This window comes from uncultured Stenotrophomonas sp., from assembly GCF_963519925.1.
Lineage (GTDB): Bacteria > Pseudomonadota > Gammaproteobacteria > Xanthomonadales > Xanthomonadaceae > Stenotrophomonas > Stenotrophomonas maltophilia_AE.
Window position 1 is genome coordinate 1 of sequence record NZ_CAUQPH010000039.1, and the last position, 13,085, is coordinate 13,085.

Consider the following 13,085-nt stretch of genomic DNA (forward strand, 5'->3'; position numbering starts at 1 on the left):
ACGCAAGCCGACCAGCCGCGCGGTCGCCGCCGAACTTGCCGAAGGCGACTGGCAGGAGTTCTAAGCCGCACGGCAGGCTCCCGCAGCGGAAACGCAAGGCCCCGATGTTCCGGCATCGGGGCCTTTGCATGTCTGCAGCTGAACACGCTCAGTTCCACCGCCTCAATACCCCGGCATTGCGGCCGATATCTCCCATGCGTCACTACGTTCGTCTGCGCTGGCCTGCCGGTCGCGCGCCGCACTCCTGGCACCGCTGCACGCCCCCGCTTTGAAGAAGATCCTCACGCCCATGAATCTTTCCAGTCGCTTCTCCAACCTCTCCGTCCGAGGCAAGCTGAACCTGCTCACCGCGCTGATCGCCCTGGGTGTCATCGCCCTGGCCATGATCGCCGCGCGCATCCAGTACCTGGACCTGACCGAGACCCGCAAGGAAGGCCTGAAGACCCAGGTCGAACTGACCTACGGCATCCTCGACCATTACAGGCGCCTGGCCGGCAGCGGCGAACTCACCGAAGAAGCGGCCAAAAGCGCGGCGTTGCAGGCCCTGCACAGCATGCGCGGCGACAACGACGCGGCGTACTACAACGTCCTGGCCACCGATTACACCCTGCTGATGCATCCGTTCGCGCCCGACCGCGTCGGCAAGGTCCAGAAGGATTACCTGTCCAAGGACGGCGTGCCGCTGTACCTGCAGCAGGTCGACCTGGCCAAGACCGGCGGCGGATTCACTTACTACGCCACTACCAAGCCGGGCAACGGCGAAGCGCTGATCGAAAAGGCCACCTACGCCGGCATGTATGCCCCGTGGCAGTGGGTGGTCACCAGCGGCGTGTACATGGACGACGTGCAGGACGATGCGCTCGCCTTTACCGGCATCATGGCCGGCAGCGGTGGCGCGGTTCTGCTGGTGGTGCTCGCCCTGAGCTGGCTGATCGGCAACCGCATCACCGGTCCGCTGCGCCAGGCCACCGGCGTGGCCGAAAGCATCGCCCGCGGCAAGCTCGACACCCGCATCGGCGCGCAGGCCCAGGACGAACCGGGCCGCCTGCTGGAAAGCATGGGCCGCATGCAGCAGCAGTTGCACGCAGTGATCGGTGCCCAGCGCGAGATGGCCAGCCAGCACGACGCCGGCCAGACCGGCTATCGCATGGACGAGACCGCGTTCCCGGGTGAATACGGCCTGATGGTGCACGAAACCAATACCCTGGTCGGCGCGCACGTGCAGACCATGCAGGACGTGCTGGCCGTGGTCCAGCGCTATGCGGTCGGCGACCTCAGCGCCGACATCGCCCGCTATCCGGGCGAGAAGGCGGCGATCAGCACCACCGTGGACGCGGTCAAGCACAACCTGGCCAGCATCAACGCAGAAATCAAGCGCCTGGGTGCGGCCGCCGCCGCCGGCGACTTCAGCCAGCGTGGCGACGTCGCCCGCTTCGACCATGACTTTGCGCAGATGATCGCCAGCCTCAACGCGATGATGCAGGTCAGCGACGACAACCTGGGCAAGCTCTCGCAGCTGCTGTCGGCCATTGCCGAAGGCGATCTCACGGCACGCATGCACGGCGAGTTCCAGGGCGTGTTCGCGACCATGCGCGACGACGCCAACGCCACCGTCGCCCAGCTGACCCAGATCGTCGGCCAGATCCAGGAAGCAGCGGGCAACATCAACCTGGCCGCGGGCGAAATCGCGACCGGCAACAGCGACCTGTCGCGCCGCACCGAACAGCAGGCCGCCAACCTGGAAGAAACCGCCGCCTCGATGGAGGAACTCACCTCCACCGTGCGCCAGAACGCCGAACATGCGCGCCAGGCCAACCAGCTGTCGATCGGTGCGCACAGCGTGGCCTCGCAGGGCGGTGAAGTGGTCGGCCAGGTGGTCACCACCATGAGCGCGATCGAAGCCAGTTCCCGGCGCATCGCCGAGATCATCTCGGTGATCGACGGCATTGCCTTCCAGACCAACATCCTGGCGCTGAACGCCGCTGTCGAAGCGGCCCGCGCCGGCGAGCAGGGCCGTGGCTTCGCCGTGGTCGCCTCGGAAGTGCGCACCCTGGCCCAGCGCTCGGCCGGCGCCGCCAAGGAAATCAAGGGCCTGATCGACGACTCGGTGGCCAGCGTCGCCGACGGTTCGGCGCTGGTCCGGCAGGCCGGCACCACCATGGGCGAGATCGTCGCCTCGGTGCAGCGCGTCAACGACATCATGGCCGAGATCTCGGCGGCCTCGCAGGAACAGTCGGCCGGCATCGAGCAGGTCAACCAGACCGTGGTGCAGATGGACGAAACCACCCAACAGAACGCCGCGCTGGTGGAGGAAGCCACTGCTGCGGCACGGGCCATGGAAGAACAGGCCACGCAGCTGGCCGACGCAGTGTCGATCTTCCGCCTCGACAACCCGGTCGCCGCGGCAGTGAGCGCCGTGGCCGCCCGGGTGGCGCCGCCGGCGCCGCTGCGCAGCGTGAAGCCGGTGGTCGCGGCGAAGGCGTCGGCAGCGAAGCCGTCCGCCGCCCCACGTGCCGCGCGCACCACCCCGGCCGACGACGGCAACTGGCAGGAATTCTGACCGAGAGCGGGGCTCTGCCCCGCTGTCCGCCGCCCTCCCCTTCTTCCGAGTCCGTCCGTGACCACGCCCACCGCACCTGCCTCCGCCAGCACCCAGAACGGTCGTGAATTCGAGTTCGCCGACCGCGACTTCCGCCGCATCTGCGACCTGATCTACCAGCGTGTCGGCATTTCGCTGGCACCGGCCAAGCGCGACATGGTCTACGGGCGCCTGTCGCGGCGCCTGCGTGCGCTCGGCCTGCGCAGCTTCCAGGACTACCTGGACCAGCTGGAAAGCCAGGGCGGCGACGAGTGGCAGGCGTTCACCAACGCCCTGACCACCAACCTGACCGCGTTCTTCCGCGAACCGCACCATTTCGAAAAGCTCGACACCGAACTGCGTGCGCGCAGCGGCCGCGGCACCCTGCAGCTGTGGTCGTGCGCCGCGTCCACCGGCGAGGAGCCCTACTCGATGGCGATCACCGCCTGCGAGGCGTTCGGCACGCTCAAGCCACCGGTACGGATCCTCGCCACCGACGTCGACACCCAGGTGCTGGCCACCGCCAGCCGCGGCGTGTACGCCATCGACCGCGTGTCCGGGCTCGATCCCGCAATCAAGAAGCGCTACTTCCAGCGCGGCAGCGGCCCCAATGAAGGCCAGTGCCGCGTGCATCCGGCGCTGCGCGAGCTGATCGACTTCCGCCCACTCAACCTGCTGGCTCCGCGTTACGACGTCGGCGGCCCGTTCGACGCCTTGTTCTGCCGCAACGTCATGATCTATTTCGACAAGCCCACCCAGCGCGGGATCCTCTCGCGGCTGATCCAGCACATGGGCGACGACGGCCTGCTCTACACCGGCCATTCGGAGAACTACCTGCACGCCGCCGACCTGATCCAGCCCTGCGGGCGCACCCTGTACAAGCGCGCACCCGGGGCCCCAGCATGAACCTGGCCGCCCGCAACGACGACGTGATGCGCTACTTCGACAGTCGCTTCAAGGTCACCGCCGCCAAGCTGCTGCCGACCCAGTACCTGGTGGTGGACGATGACACCGCGCTCACCACCACCCTGGGCTCGTGCGTGGCCGCGTGCCTGCGCGACCCGGTGCTGAAGATCGGTGGCATGAACCACTTCCTGCTGCCCGAAGGCAATGTCGGCGACGGTGCCCCGGCGCGTTACGGCAGCTACGCCATGGAACTGCTGATCAACGACCTGCTCAAGCGCGGCGCGCACCGCAAGCGCCTGGAAGCCAAGGTGTTTGGCGGCGCCAACGTGCTCAAGGGCTTCACCAGCAACCCGGTCGGCACCCGCAACGCCGAGTTCGTGCGCCAGTACCTGCAGGCCGAGCACATCCCGGTGCTGGCCGAGGACCTGTGCGGCATCCACCCGCGCAAGGTGTGGTTCTTCGCCGACACCGGCCGGGTGGTGGTGCAGCGCCTGCCGCACGCACACGAAGCCGAAGTGGCCGCGACCGAATCGGCGGTGCGTGCGCGCCTGTCCAAGGCCCCGGTCACCGGTGGCGTGGAGCTGTTCGAATGATCACCGGTGCACCCTGCAGGGTCTTGATCGTCGACGATTCGGCGGTAGTGCGGCAGATGCTGAGCGAGATCCTCGCCAGCGACCCCGGCATCGAAGTGGTCGGCACCGCCGCCGACCCGCTGCTGGCGCGCGAGAAGATCAAGCGTCTCGCCCCGGACGTGATCACCCTGGACGTGGAAATGCCACGCATGGATGGGCTGGCGTTCCTGGAAAACCTGATGCGCCTGCACCCGCTGCCGGTGGTGATGATCTCCTCGCTGACCGAGCGCGGCGCCGACACCACCCTGCAGGCGCTGGCGCTGGGCGCGGTGGACTTCGTGTCCAAGCCCAAGCTGGACGTGGCCCGTGGCCTGCAGGGCTACGCCGAGGAGATCATTGGCAAGGTCAAGATGGCCGCGCGCTCGCGCGTGCGCACCCTGGCCCGACCGATCGCCCCGCGCGTGACCCTGGACCCGATCGCCGCGACGCCGAAGCGCTCCATGCAGTTCCGCACCACCGATCGCCTGATCGCCATCGGGGCTTCAGCGGGCGGCACCGAGGCGCTGCGCGTGGTGCTGGAGGGCATGCCGGCTGATGCCCCGGCGGTGCTGCTTACCCAGCACCTGCCCGCCACCTTCAGCACCGCGTTCGCCGAACGCCTGGACCGCCATTCGGCGATGTCGGTGCGCGAAGCCAGCGATGGCGAAGCCGTGCTCCCCGGCCATGCCTACCTGCCGCCCGGCGGCAAGCACCTGCGGGTGATCCGCGACGGTGCGCGCTGGCGCTGCCGTATCGATGACGGCCCGGCCGTGAACCGGCACAAGCCGGCCGTGGACGTGCTGTTCCGTTCCGTGGCCGAAAGCGCCGGGGCCAACGCCATCGGCGCGATCCTGACCGGCATGGGCGACGACGGCGCCCGTGGCCTGCTGGAACTGAAGAACGCCGGCGCGCCCACGCTGGTCCAGGACGAAGCCACCAGCGTGGTCTGGGGCATGCCAGGCGCCGCGTTCAAGCTCGGTGCCGCCGAAGAGCAGGTACCGCTGGAGCGGATCGCAGAACGCCTGATGGCGTTGGCGCGGGGGTAACGCCCCGACGCTGCGCGTCGCCGCACGACCAACGGTCGTGCGCTACTGGACCCGACCTGGCTGCACGACCAACGGTCGTGCGCTACCGGACCCGACCTGGTAGGTCACGACCGTTGGTCGTGACGCTCTCAACCGTCACGCCCAATATAACCGCATCGGGTTGTCCACCAGCAGCTTCTGCTGCAACCCGGCGGTCACCGCGATCCGCGGAATGACATCCACCAGCGTGCCGTCATCGGGCATGTGCGATTTCAGGTTCGGGTGCGGCCAATCCGTGCCCCACAGCACCCGATCCGGGAACTGCTCCACCAGGTAGCGTGCGAACGGCACCACATCGTCATACGTCGGTGGCCCGGACTGCGACAGCCGTTCCGGACAACTCACCTTCGTCCATATGTTCGGATGCTCCCGCATCAGCCGCACGAAGCGCTGGAACTCCGGGCCGTCCACCGGCTGGCTCACGTCCGGCCGCCCCATGTGGTCCACCACCACCGTGGTCGGCAGCGAGGTGAAGAAATCCCAGCGCTCGGCCAGGTCCGCCGCCTCGAAGTACACCACTACATGCCAGCCCAGCGGCGCGATCCGCTCGATGATGGCGTGGTAGTACGCATCCGGCTTCGGATCCACCAGCCGCTTCACGAAATTGAAGCGCACCCCGCGTACACCCGCCTCGTCCAGCTCGCGCAGTTCTTCATCGGTGACCGTATCGAGCACCGTGGCCACGCCGCGCGCGCGGCCGTCGGCACTGCGCAGCGCATCCACCAGCGCCCGGTTGTCGGCACCGTGGCAGGTCGCCTGCACGATCACGTTGCGCTCGAACCCCAGATGATCGCGCAGCGCGAACAGCTGCGCCTTGCCCGCATCGCACGGCGTGTACTTGCGCTCGGGCGCATACGGGAACTGGTCCCCCGGGCCGAACACATGGCAATGTGCATCCACCGCGCCCGGCGGCGGCACGAACACCGGACGGCTCGGGTTGGGGCAGAAATCCAGCCAATCGGCATCTTTCACGAAATCCGCCATTACAGCCCCCTTGCCTTCAGCTGCGCATCCAACCTCGGGTACACCCGGCGCGCGTTGCCCGACAGCACCTTGCTTCGATCCGCTGCCGACAGCCCCAGCGCTTCCACATAGCGCAGGGTGTCGTCGAAATACTGCCCGGTTTCCGGGTCGATGCCACGCACCGCGCCGACCATCTCCGAGCCGAACAGGATGTTGTCGATGTCGATCACCTTGAACAGCAGGTCCACACCGGGCTGATGGTAAACGCAGGTGTCGAAGAACACATTCTTCATCACGTGCTCGTTCAGCGGCGGCTTGCCCAGCATGTCGGCCAGGCCGCGGAAGCGACCCCAGTGGTAGGGCACCGCGCCGCCGCCGTGCGGAATGATGAAGCGCAGCTCCGGGAAGTCACGGAACAGGTCGCCCTGCAGGAACTGCATGAACGCGGTGGTATCGGCGTTGAGGTAATGCGCGCCGGTGGCGTGGAAATTGACATTGCAGCTGCCGGACACGTGCACCATCGCCGGCACGTCCAGCTCCACCATTTTCTCGAAGAATGGATACCAGGCGCGGTCGGTCAGCGGCAGCCCGGTCCAGTGCCCGCCCGACGGGTCCGGATTGAGGTTGCAGCCCACGAAGCCCAGTTCGTTGACACAGCGCTCCAGCTCGGCGATCGAGTTCGCGATCGGCACGCCTGGCGACTGCGGCAGCTGGCACACGCCGATGAAGGTCTCCGGGTACAGCGCCACCACCCGCGCGATCAGGTCGTTGCAGCGCCGGGTCCATTCCGCGCTCACCGCCTCGTCGCCGATATGGTGGGCCATGGTGCTGGCACGCGGCGAGAAGATCGTCATGTCCGCGCCGCGCTCGCGCAGCAGGCGCAGCTGGTTGCCTTCCACGCTCGCGCGCAGTTCGTCGTCGCTGATCGTGGGGTATACCGGCGCCGGCAGTGATGGGTCGTTGAAATGCGCCACCTGCGCCTTGCGGAACGCATCGTGGCTGGCGGGGGCGGTCGTGTAGTGACCGTGGCAATCGATGATCATGTGGGGCCTCGTGGGGGAGGAATTACCAGCCGAACAGCTGGCCGAAGTGGACGTCCACGCGCAGGCCGACGATCAACGCGTCGGGGATGTCGGTGGTGCGGGTCGGCGCGTAGATAGGATCCGGGTTGATCACATACTGCAGGTTGGGCATCAGCCGGATGCCCTTGTGCACCGCCCAGCCATAGCTGAGCTCGGCGATGATCTCGTCGGCATTCGGCGCACCGCTGCCGCCGTTGCGTGCGCGGCGGTCGCGCAGGAACGCGATCTGCTCATCGCTGAAGTGGGTGTTGGACACGAACATCGCCAGGGTGTCCTGGTCGCGGCCGGCGAAGGTACCGGTCTTCACGAAGCCGACCGCGGCGAACTGGTCTACCGGGGCTTCGTTGCCGGTGTTGACGTAGGCGCGGGCGAACAGCGCCAGGTTGCGCTTGCCCTCCCCCCGCCACACGGTCTGGTCGGCCATCGCGTACCAGCCCGCGCGTGCGCCCTCCTGCATCGCCGTGGGCTTGCCGGTCAGCGCGGCGGAGTTGCCGTTGGCGTCGAAATAGGAGCTCTTGCCGCCATCGGTGTTGCGGTACATGCCCAACCGGTAGGTGCGCGGCAGGCGGTCATTGGCGAAGCTGGTCTGGTAGCCGGCCTCATAGGCCGTGATGGTGCCGGTGCCCTCGCCCACGGAGAAGTCCAGGCCGTTCTTCCCCGCCTTGTTCAGCTCGTTGTTGTACTCGAACGCGCCGCCCTGCACATACCAGCGATCATTCACGTCGTAGCGCAGGATGCCGGCCCAGGACGAGTTCGGGAACGCGGTGATGCCCAGGTCGGTGATCGCGCCATACGGGGTGAGGCACATGGCGTTGCTCATGAACACGCAGTTGAGCGCGGAATTGTTGAAGTAGCTGTTCACCGGCGCGCGGCCAGCGGTGATGCTCAGGCCGTTGTCGAAGCGGTGGCGCACGGTCAGCCGGGTCAGGCGACCACCGGCCACCGGCCGCCAGGTCTGCTGCGCGCTGATCGAATTGCCGATCTTTTCGCGCGCCAGGTTGCGCCCGGCAAACCAGGCCCACTGCGCGTCCACGTCGGTGTTGTGCACGCCGAACAGCGCGTCCAGGTCGAACTTCGACTGGGCCATGATCCAGTACGAACCTTCGGTGCCCTGCTCCACCCCGCCTACGGGGTTGGAGGCGACGTTACCAACGACATCGAGGGTCAGGTCGACGCCTTTGGGCAGGGTGCCCTCGGCGGCGGCCGGTGCGGCCAGCGCAGCGCTCAACAGCAGCGCCAGCGGCGTGTGACGGAGGGTGGACATGGAATCTCCCTTCCCGCTGCCGTGGGCAGCGGGTTCAATGCAATCGGATGGCGCCGCAGGCGACCCGCGGCGCGTCGGTCAGGCCTCGCGGACGCCCAGATGGCGCAGGCGGGCGCGGCGGGTGCCGATCTGTTCGGCCATCACCTTCTCGTCCAGCTTGCCTTCCCACTTGGCGATCACCAGCACCGCGATCGCGTTGCCGACCAGGTTCACGAAGGTCAGGCCTTCGGCCAGGATGCGGTGGATGCCCAGGATCAGCGCGATGCTGGCCACCGGAATCGTCCCGGTGGTACCCAGCGTCGCCGCCAGCACCACGAACGCCGCACCGGCCACGCCGGCGGCGCCCTTGGAGGTGAGCAGCAGTACCGCGATCAGCCCCAGCTGGTGCCACACGGTCAGCTCGGTGTTGGTCGCCTGGGCCAGGAACAGCGCCACCGTGGTCAGGTACAGGCAGGTGCCATCGAGGTTGAACGAGTAGCCGGCCGGAATCACGAAACCCACCACGCCCTCTTCGCAGCCCAGCTTCTTCATCTTCTCGATCAGGCGCGGCAGGACGGTTTCGGTGGAGGTGGTGGCCGCCACGATCACGATTTCATCGCGCAGGTAGGCCAGCAGCCGCCACAGGCTGGCGCCGGTCCACCAGCACACCGCGCCCAGCACGAACACCGTGAACGCCGCGCAGACCACGAAGAACTCGATGATCAGCTCACCCAGCGACAGCAGCGAACCGGCGCCGAACTGGCCCACGGTGAAGGCGATGGCACCGAACGCACCGATCGGCGCGAAATACATGACATAGCCGATGATCTTGAACAGCGCAGCAGAGGTGCCTTCGATCACCTTCATCACCGGCGCGCCGCGCTCACCGATCGAGGCCAACGCCACGCCGAACAGCACCGCCACGAACAGCACCTGCAACACGTGCGCTTCAGTGAACGCACTGACCAGCGTGTTGGGGATGATCGCCATGACGTACGACACGATCGACTGGTCGTGCGCGGTATGCACATAGCCCTGGATGCTGGCCATGTCGATGGTGGCCGGGTCGATGTTCATGCCGGCGCCGGGCTGCCAGAGATCCACCGCCACCAGGCCCACGATCAGCGCCAGGATGGTGATCACCTCGAAATAGATCAGTGATTTCAGCGCGAGCCGACCCACGCTGCGCATGTCGCGCATGCCGGCGATGCCGTGCACCACCGTCACGAAGATGATCGGGCCGATCATCATCCGGATCAGCTTGATGAAGGCATCGCCGAACGGCTTCATCGCCGAACCCCAGTCCGGCTGCAGCCAACCCAGCACCACGCCGATGATGGTGCCGGCCAGCACCTGGAACCACAATTGGCCGAAGACGCCGAAGCGGCCCTGCCGCTTCTCAACAACAGTCATGACAACCCTCCCAGGTCATAAGAATAGAGACGTCGCGCGTATTCAGTCGAACAGCACGCCGTCGAACAGCTTTCGGGCGGTGCGCAGGATGGCCGCTGCGGCCACCTGCCCGTCTGCATCGCGTTCCAGCACGCAGCCGGTGCTGCCGCTGGGGTGTTCGATGTCCAGCTGCAGGCGGCTGCCGTCGGGCACCACCGCCAGGGCACTCGCAGGTGAACCGGGCAGCAGGCAGGCCGTAGCCACGGTGACCGCGCCCAGCACGCCGATGGAGGCGTGGCAGCGATGAGGAATGAACGAACGCACGCAGATCGCGCCACCGTCGCGCGGGGCAGCCACCAGCATCATCTTGGGCACCGACTGCGCGCTGACATCGCCGAGGTTCATCAACGGCCCGGCCTGCAGGCGGATCGCCTCCAGTCGCGCCTTCAGCGTGTCGTCGGCATCCAGCGTGGCGCGGTCTTCGTACCCGCTCACGCCCACATCGCTGGCGCGCAGCACCACGCACGGCATGCCGTTGTCGATCAGGGTAACGTCTACCCCATCGATCTCATCCACCGCCCTACCGGTCGGCAGCAGCGCACCGCAGCTGGAACCGGCGATGTCGGCAAAGCTCAGCGGGATCGGCGCCGCCGACCCCGGCACACCGTCGATCCGCGCCGTTCCGTCGTAACGCACCTCGCCACCCGGCGTCTGCACGCTGGCAGTCGCCACCTTGCCGGTATTCACCATGAAGATGCGCACGTCGGTGGTTCCGCTGCTGGGTTGCACCAATCCGCGCTCAAGCGCGAACGGGCCGACGCCGGCAAGCAGGTTCCCGCAATTCTGCGCATCGCTCACCACCGCCTGGTCGACGAATACCTGCAGGAACAGGTATTCGACGTCGGCATCGGGCCGCGCGGACGGCGATACCACCGCCACCTTGGAGGTCAGCGGATCGGCGCCGCCCATGCCATCGATCTGGCGCGGGTCCGGCGAGCCGTAGGCGCGCAGCAGTAAGGCGTCGCGCGCGGCCGCATCGGCAGGCAGGTCGCTGGCCAGGAAATAGCCGCCCTTGGACGTGCCACCGCGCATCCACATGGCGGGCACGCCCTTACTCATAGCGCAGGCCCTTGGTCGCCAGGCGCTCGCGCATGGCGTAGATGTCCAGGCCCAGCTCGCCCTTGGCCAGGCGTTCGCGTTTCTCCGCCTCGCGCGCCTCGCGCGCCTGGGATTCGGCGGCGACACGTGCCGCATCGGCACGCGGCACGATACATACGCCGTCATCGTCGGCGATCACCACGTCGCCGGGGTGGACCAGCGCGCCGCCGCACACCACCGGCACGTTGACCGAGCCGAGCGTCTCCTTGACTGTACCCTGCGCGTGGATCGCCCGGCTCCAGACCGGGAAGCCCATTGCGGTCAGGTCGCGCACATCGCGTACGCCGGCATCAATCACCAGCCCACGGCAGCCACGCACCTGCGCCGAGGTGGCCAGCAGATCGCCGAAGTAGCCGTCGGTACAGTCGCTGGTCGGCGCCACCACCAGCACATCGCCCTCGCGCAGCCGCTCGACGGCCACATGCATCATCCAGTTGTCGCCGGGGGGCACCGACACGGTGATGGCGCTGCCGGCAATGCGGGCGCCGCTGAAGATCGGGCGCAGCCGCGGGTGCAGCAGGCCACTGCGGCCCTGCGCCTCATGTGCGGTGGCCACGCCTGCCTGGGCCAGGACCTGGAGTGCGCCGGCAGCGGCGCGTTCGACACGGGTGACGACGCGGGACATCCATCCATCCTTCAATGACGATGATGCAGTCTTGCCCGCAACCGCTCACCCCCTCAAGATCGATTTCCGCAACAGCCATTGGGTTTGGTTATATTTGATCCATGAACCGGCCGTTTGATCTGAACCTGAAGCATCTGCATGCGCTGGTCGCCGTACACCACCACGGCGGCATCAGCGCCGCTGCGCCGCACGTGAATCTTTCCCAGCCCGCGTTGACCCAGGCCATAGCCCGCCTGGAGACCCAGCTGGACGCATCCCTCTTCGACCGCCAACCCGGCGGCATGGCACCCACGGAGGCGGCGGAACTGCTGGTGCCCCGCATCGAACGTGCATTGGGGTACATCGCCGATGGCGTGCGGGTGGCACGGCGTGCGCAGCGCCTGCCTGCGTTGCCTGCCGTTGAGCGACGCGTCACGCTCGGCCAGCTGCGCGCACTCGTGGCGGTGGATGACGCCGGCAGCTTCACCCTGGCTGCAGCGCGCGCCGGCATCTCACAGCCAGCGATCTACCGCGCCGTGCATGAGCTGGGTACCGCCATCGAAACCCCGCTGACCGAACGCCACGGCAAGACCGTGCAGACCACCCCGGCCGCCACCCGCATGCTGCGGCTGGTTCGGCTGGCACTGTCCGAACTGGCAGCGGGCCTGGATGAAGTGGCCCTGCTCCGCTCCGAACAGGGCGGCAAGGTCACGCTCGGGGTGATGCCGCTGGCCCGCGCGATCCTGCTGCCACAGGTATTGGCGCGCTTTGCCCGCGCCCACCCGGGTGCATCGGTCAATGTGATCGAAGGGCCTTATCTAGAACTGCTGGGCGACCTGCGCGCCGGCAGCCTGGACCTGTTGATCGGTGCGATGCGCGACACCCTGCCGGTACGCGATGTCGCGCAGGAGGGCCTGTTCGACGATGACCCGGTAATTGTCGCGCGCAGCGGGCACCCGCTGGCCGGCAGCGACCCGCTCGACTTCGACCGGTTGCTGGCGTTCCCCTGGGTGATCGCCGCCACCGGGGCGCCGGTGCGCGCCCGTTGGGAACGCATGTTCCGCCAGCATGGCCATGAACCGCCGCGCCTGCGGATCGAATGCGGCTCGGTGCTGATCACCCGCGGCCTGCTGCTGGAAGACGACTGGCTCACCCTGATGTCACGCGACCAGTTCGTGATCGAACGCCGCGCTGGCCTGCTCTGCGAAATCGGCAGCGCCGGCGACGACCTGCGCCGCCGCATCGGCCTCACCACCCGCGCCGACTGGCACCCGACGCGCCTGCAGCAGGCGTTCGTGGAAACCTTCCGCGCCGTCTGCGCCGAACGCAGTCACGACGCAGACAACGCGTGGCCGTTCCGCTATCTGACCCCCTGAAGACTGCCCCGGCGGTATCGGGGTCGCGTTATGGCGGCTTCGGATGCTTGATCCGCGCGTTGCGCGGTTGCCACGCATGGCGTGGCA

At 67.6% G+C, this 13,085-nt stretch carries 11 protein-coding genes; 5 read left to right on the top strand and 6 right to left on the bottom strand.

Translation table 11 applies throughout. The features are described from left to right. Positions 1-289 precede the first annotated feature (289 nt). Genes RWO33_RS09425 through RWO33_RS09440 form a run of 4 tightly spaced genes read left to right on the top strand, consistent with a single transcriptional unit; the run spans position 290 to position 5,141 of the window. Positions 290-2,560, top strand: a complete 2,271-nt coding sequence (locus tag RWO33_RS09425) for a methyl-accepting chemotaxis protein (protein ID WP_314104594.1) — start codon at positions 290-292, stop codon at positions 2,558-2,560. 57 nt (positions 2,561-2,617) lie between these two features. Then, entirely contained in the window at positions 2,618-3,484 is an 867-nt protein-coding gene (locus tag RWO33_RS09430) for a CheR family methyltransferase (RefSeq protein ID WP_314104595.1), read from the top strand. Then, a complete protein-coding gene (cheD, locus tag RWO33_RS09435) occupies positions 3,481-4,077 on the top strand; it encodes a chemoreceptor glutamine deamidase CheD (protein ID WP_145477759.1) in 597 nt (198 codons plus the stop codon). Before RWO33_RS09430 ends, cheD begins: the two co-directional genes overlap by 4 nt. Next, positions 4,074-5,141: a chemotaxis response regulator protein-glutamate methylesterase gene (locus tag RWO33_RS09440; RefSeq protein ID WP_145477760.1), complete on the top strand. Its 1,068-nt coding sequence runs from the start codon at positions 4,074-4,076 to the stop codon at positions 5,139-5,141. Before cheD ends, RWO33_RS09440 begins: the two co-directional genes overlap by 4 nt. Positions 5,142-5,276: 135 nt before the next feature. Here the strand turns inward: RWO33_RS09440 and RWO33_RS09445 are convergent, their stop codons facing one another. The 6 genes from RWO33_RS09445 to RWO33_RS09470 form a co-directional block, all read right to left on the bottom strand. After that, entirely contained in the window at positions 5,277-6,152 is an 876-nt protein-coding gene (locus RWO33_RS09445) for an amidohydrolase family protein (protein ID WP_314104598.1), read from the bottom strand. 11 nt (positions 6,153-6,163) lie between these two features. After that, on the bottom strand, positions 6,164-7,186 hold the full coding sequence (locus tag RWO33_RS09450) for an amidohydrolase family protein (RefSeq protein ID WP_314104600.1): 1,023 nt from the start codon (positions 7,184-7,186) through the stop codon (positions 6,164-6,166). 22 nt (positions 7,187-7,208) lie between these two features. Then, on the bottom strand, positions 7,209-8,489 hold the full coding sequence (locus RWO33_RS09455) for a carbohydrate porin (RefSeq protein ID WP_314104602.1): 1,281 nt from the start codon (positions 8,487-8,489) through the stop codon (positions 7,209-7,211). A gap of 78 nt (positions 8,490-8,567) precedes the next feature. Continuing rightward, complete coding sequence (gene dctA / locus RWO33_RS09460) at positions 8,568-9,881, bottom strand: C4-dicarboxylate transporter DctA (protein ID WP_145477764.1); 1,314 nt, start codon at positions 9,879-9,881, stop codon at positions 8,568-8,570. A gap of 42 nt (positions 9,882-9,923) precedes the next feature. Next, the gene (locus tag RWO33_RS09465; protein WP_314104605.1) at positions 9,924-10,979 is read right to left on the bottom strand and encodes a 4-oxalomesaconate tautomerase; all 1,056 of its coding nucleotides are present in this window, start codon (positions 10,977-10,979) and stop codon (positions 9,924-9,926) included. Next, positions 10,972-11,643 (bottom strand): 4-carboxy-4-hydroxy-2-oxoadipate aldolase/oxaloacetate decarboxylase, encoded by a 672-nt coding sequence (locus tag RWO33_RS09470; RefSeq protein ID WP_314104607.1) that lies wholly within the window; start codon positions 11,641-11,643, stop codon positions 10,972-10,974. The genes RWO33_RS09465 and RWO33_RS09470 overlap by 8 nt, the downstream gene beginning before the upstream one ends. Positions 11,644-11,744: 101 nt before the next feature. On the opposite strand from RWO33_RS09470, the gene RWO33_RS09475 reads away from it, so the two are divergent. Next, complete coding sequence (locus tag RWO33_RS09475; protein WP_314104609.1) at positions 11,745-12,998, top strand: LysR family transcriptional regulator; 1,254 nt, start codon at positions 11,745-11,747, stop codon at positions 12,996-12,998. The last annotated feature ends 87 nt before the right edge of the window (positions 12,999-13,085 follow it).

Bases quoted from the DNA above. Each gene is read 5' to 3' on its own strand.
- dctA (WP_145477764.1), bottom strand. From the start codon at position 9,881: ATGACTGTTGTTGAGAAGCGGCAGGGCCGCTTCGGCGTCTTCGGCCAA.
- RWO33_RS09470 (WP_314104607.1), bottom strand. From the start codon at position 11,643: ATGTCCCGCGTCGTCACCCGTGTCGAACGCGCCGCTGCCGGCGCACTC.
- RWO33_RS09455 (WP_314104602.1), bottom strand. From the start codon at position 8,489: ATGTCCACCCTCCGTCACACGCCGCTGGCGCTGCTGTTGAGCGCTGCG.
- RWO33_RS09425 (WP_314104594.1), top strand. From the start codon at position 290: ATGAATCTTTCCAGTCGCTTCTCCAACCTCTCCGTCCGAGGCAAGCTG.
- RWO33_RS09450 (WP_314104600.1), bottom strand. From the start codon at position 7,186: ATGATCATCGATTGCCACGGTCACTACACGACCGCCCCCGCCAGCCAC.
- cheD (WP_145477759.1), top strand. From the start codon at position 3,481: ATGAACCTGGCCGCCCGCAACGACGACGTGATGCGCTACTTCGACAGT.
- RWO33_RS09465 (WP_314104605.1), bottom strand. From the start codon at position 10,979: ATGAGTAAGGGCGTGCCCGCCATGTGGATGCGCGGTGGCACGTCCAAG.
- RWO33_RS09440 (WP_145477760.1), top strand. From the start codon at position 4,074: ATGATCACCGGTGCACCCTGCAGGGTCTTGATCGTCGACGATTCGGCG.
- RWO33_RS09475 (WP_314104609.1), top strand. From the start codon at position 11,745: ATGAACCGGCCGTTTGATCTGAACCTGAAGCATCTGCATGCGCTGGTC.